Origin of the sequence: Nocardia sp. NPDC058244, from assembly GCF_042882065.1 — a bacterium.
GTDB lineage: Bacteria > Actinomycetota > Actinomycetes > Mycobacteriales > Mycobacteriaceae > Nocardia.
Genome location: NZ_JBHVWX010000021.1, coordinates 1 through 2824, shown reverse-complemented (window position 1 = coordinate 2824; position 2824 = coordinate 1). Strand labels below are relative to the sequence as shown.

Annotated in this window: 2 protein-coding genes and 1 rRNA gene; 1 reads left to right on the top strand and 2 read right to left on the bottom strand. The window is 72.2% G+C overall.

Going from position 1 to position 2824, the window contains the following annotated elements:
• Window positions 1-118: 118 nt before the first annotated feature.
• Window positions 119-736 carry a hypothetical protein gene (locus tag ACFVW6_RS35050; protein WP_378833984.1) on the bottom strand — a complete coding sequence of 206 codons (618 nt, stop codon included), beginning with the start codon at window positions 734-736 and terminating at the stop codon, window positions 119-121.
• Here ACFVW6_RS35050 and ACFVW6_RS35045 point away from each other — a divergent pair.
• Complete coding sequence (locus tag ACFVW6_RS35045) at window positions 680-2698, top strand: hypothetical protein (protein WP_378833986.1); 2019 nt, start codon at window positions 680-682, stop codon at window positions 2696-2698. The genes ACFVW6_RS35050 and ACFVW6_RS35045 overlap by 57 nt on opposite strands.
• 35 nt (window positions 2699-2733) lie before the next feature.
• Here ACFVW6_RS35045 and rrf read toward each other — a convergent pair.
• A 5S ribosomal RNA gene (gene rrf / locus ACFVW6_RS35040) occupies window positions 2734-2824 on the bottom strand; the annotation flags it as partial.

The following is a 2824-nucleotide window of genomic DNA, read 5'->3' as shown; positions in this document are numbered from 1 at the left end:
GGTATCTGCTGGACGGGCGGCCGGTGGAGTTCGCCACCTCGTATCTGCCGCTCGACATCGCACGGGGCACACCGATCGCCGAGCCCAACCCCGGGCCCGGCGGCCGTTGGCTACCGGATTACGCGTCGCCGGTGAGTTCCGCGGCGCGGTCCTCGGCGTCGGTCTCATCGTCGAGATCGGCGGCGGCGGCGTTGAGGAACCACTGCAGACCGTCGTCGGTGCGGCCCGCCGCGACCAGCGCGTCGGCGTAGGCGTAGAACAGGCGCGCGGCGGCCGAGCCGGTGCGCGCCGGGTCCAGATCGGGGGTCTGCAACGTCACGACGGCCTGGTCGAACTGCCCCAGATCCATTCGCGCACCGGCGACCACGATCCGCAGCTCGGTGGCCTCGTCACCGGTGAGCGCCTGCGCCTCGTCACTGCGGCCGAGCTCGATGGCCCGTTCCGGCCTGCCCAGACCGCGCTCGCAGTCCGCCATCACCGCCAGCAGCCCGGAACCTCCGGACATCCGGCGCGCGGTACGCAGCTCGGAGAGCGCTTCCGCCCATTCCTCGGCGTGATAGGCCACCACGCCTGCGGTCTCCCGGACCACGGCGATCCGGCCCGCGCGCTGCCGCGCGGCCCGCGCGTGGGCCAGTGCGAGGCGGGGATCGTCCTCGAGCAGCTCGACGGCCATCACCATGTGCCGGGCGACGGTCTCGGCGTTGTTCTTGTCCAGGCTGAGCAGATCGCGGCGCACCGCGGGATCGAGATCGGAGGCCTGCACGTCTTCGGGCAGATCCGGCTCGTCCGGACGCGCGGCGCGCCGGTCCGACGACCGTCCGCCCGCGGTCCTGGCACCCTCGCCGCCACGACGCCGGTCGTCACGATCGTCGCCGCCACGGGCGCCGTAGCCGGATTCGCCGCGACGATCCGAGCGGTCCGCCGCGTCGTCGCGGTCAGCGGACTCGGCGGCCGCCGACTCGGCCCGATCGTCGTCGCCCGCGTCGGTACGATCGTCGGCGAACTCGGTCCGCTCGATGGCTTCGGCGCGATCGTCGTCGTCCGCGGACTCCGCCTGATCGCTGTCCGCCACGTCCGCGGCGCGAACCTCGGCCGACGAGGTGTCGTCGAACTGCTCAGTGGACGCGGCGCTGTCGTCGCTCACCGTCGAATCGATGTCGGCCGAATCGCTGTCTGCGGCATCGGCGTTCGCGGCCGACGACACGACGCCGAGGACATCGCCCTCACGCTCGCGCCGCTTCTCGCGGTAGGTGCCGTCCAGCGGTGCGCCGTCCTCGCCGACGTAGCGCTTCCCACCGGAATCGCCACCACGCTTGAATCCACCGCGTCCGCGATCGTCGTCACGGCGGGGGCCGCGAGCGTTGTCGTCACGCCGCTGGTATCCACCACGATCGGAGCCCTCGCCACGGCGGAACCCACCGCGATCCGAGGAACCGCGAGAACGATCGTCGCTGTCGTCGCGACGGAAACCACCGCCCTCGTTGCGCCGGAACCCGCCACGGTCGGAACCACCACGCGAGCGATCATCGCCTTCGTTGCGACGGAAGCCACCACGGTCCGAGCTGCCCCGCGAACGGTCGTCGCCCTCGTTGCGACGGAAGCCACCGCGATCGGAGCCGCCCCGCGAACGGTCGTCGCCCTCGTTGCGACGGAAGCCACCGCGATCGGAGCCGCCCCGCGAACGGTCGTCGTCACCGCGGCGGAAGCCGCCCCGGTCGCCGGAACCGCCACGGCCCGCGTCGTCGCGACGCTGGTAGCCACCACGGTCACCGCTGTCGTTGCGCCGGAACCCGCCGCGATCGCCACCACGGTCGGAACCACCGCGCGAACGGTCGTCGCCTTCGTTCCTGCGGAAGCCGGAGCCACCACGGGGACGGTCGTCGTTGTCGCGACGGAAGCCGCCGCGATCGCCGCGGTCGTAGCCGCCGCGCGAACGGTCGTCGCCCTCGTTGCGCCGGAACCCGCCACGATCGCCGCCACGGTCCGAGCCGCCACGGGGACGGTCGTCATCATTGCGCCGGTATCCGCCGCGATCGCCGCCGCGGTCGAAACCACCTGCGGGACGGTCGGATTCATCGCGGCGGCGGAAGCCACCACGATCGCCGGAGCCGCCACGGTCGCTGTCGCCACGCCGGAAACCGCCCCGGTCATTGTCGTCGCGACGCTGGTAGCCACCGCGGCCCGCGTCGTCACGACGCTGGTAACCGCCCCGATCGCCACCACCACGGGGGCGGTCGTCGTCACCGCGCCGGAAGCCGCCCCGGTCACCCGAGCCGCCGCGACCGGCGTCGTCGCGACGCTGGTAACCGCCACGGTCACCGCTGTCGCTGCGCCGGAATCCGCTGCGGTCACCGCCACGATCGTCGCGGTTGAAGCCGCCACGCTGGCCTTCGGAACCGCCTCGGCCACCACGATTGTCGTCGTTGCGGCGGAATCCGCCGCCTTCGCCACGGTGGTCACCGTGTCCGCCACGGGGGCGATCGGTCGGTTCGCCGCGCCGGCCGAAGCCGCGGGCGTCACCGTCCCGGCGGAAAGGCTTCCGTCCGTCGTTGTGTTCCGACACGGCGATCCCTTTCTAGATTCCCCGACCTCGGGGAGTGTTGTCGTGGCCCCGCCTACAAGAATTCAACCACGGGCGGAGGACGGGGCATCGTCCGCCCGGCGTGCCGGGGCCGTCACGGCCCACAAACGCCGATAGGGGACCCAATTCTGGGTCCCCTATCGCGAAGGATGTTCCGGCGGTGTCCTACTCTCCCACACCCTGTCGAGTGCAGTACCATCGGCGCAGGTGGCCTTAGCTTCCGGGTTCGGAATGGGACCGGGC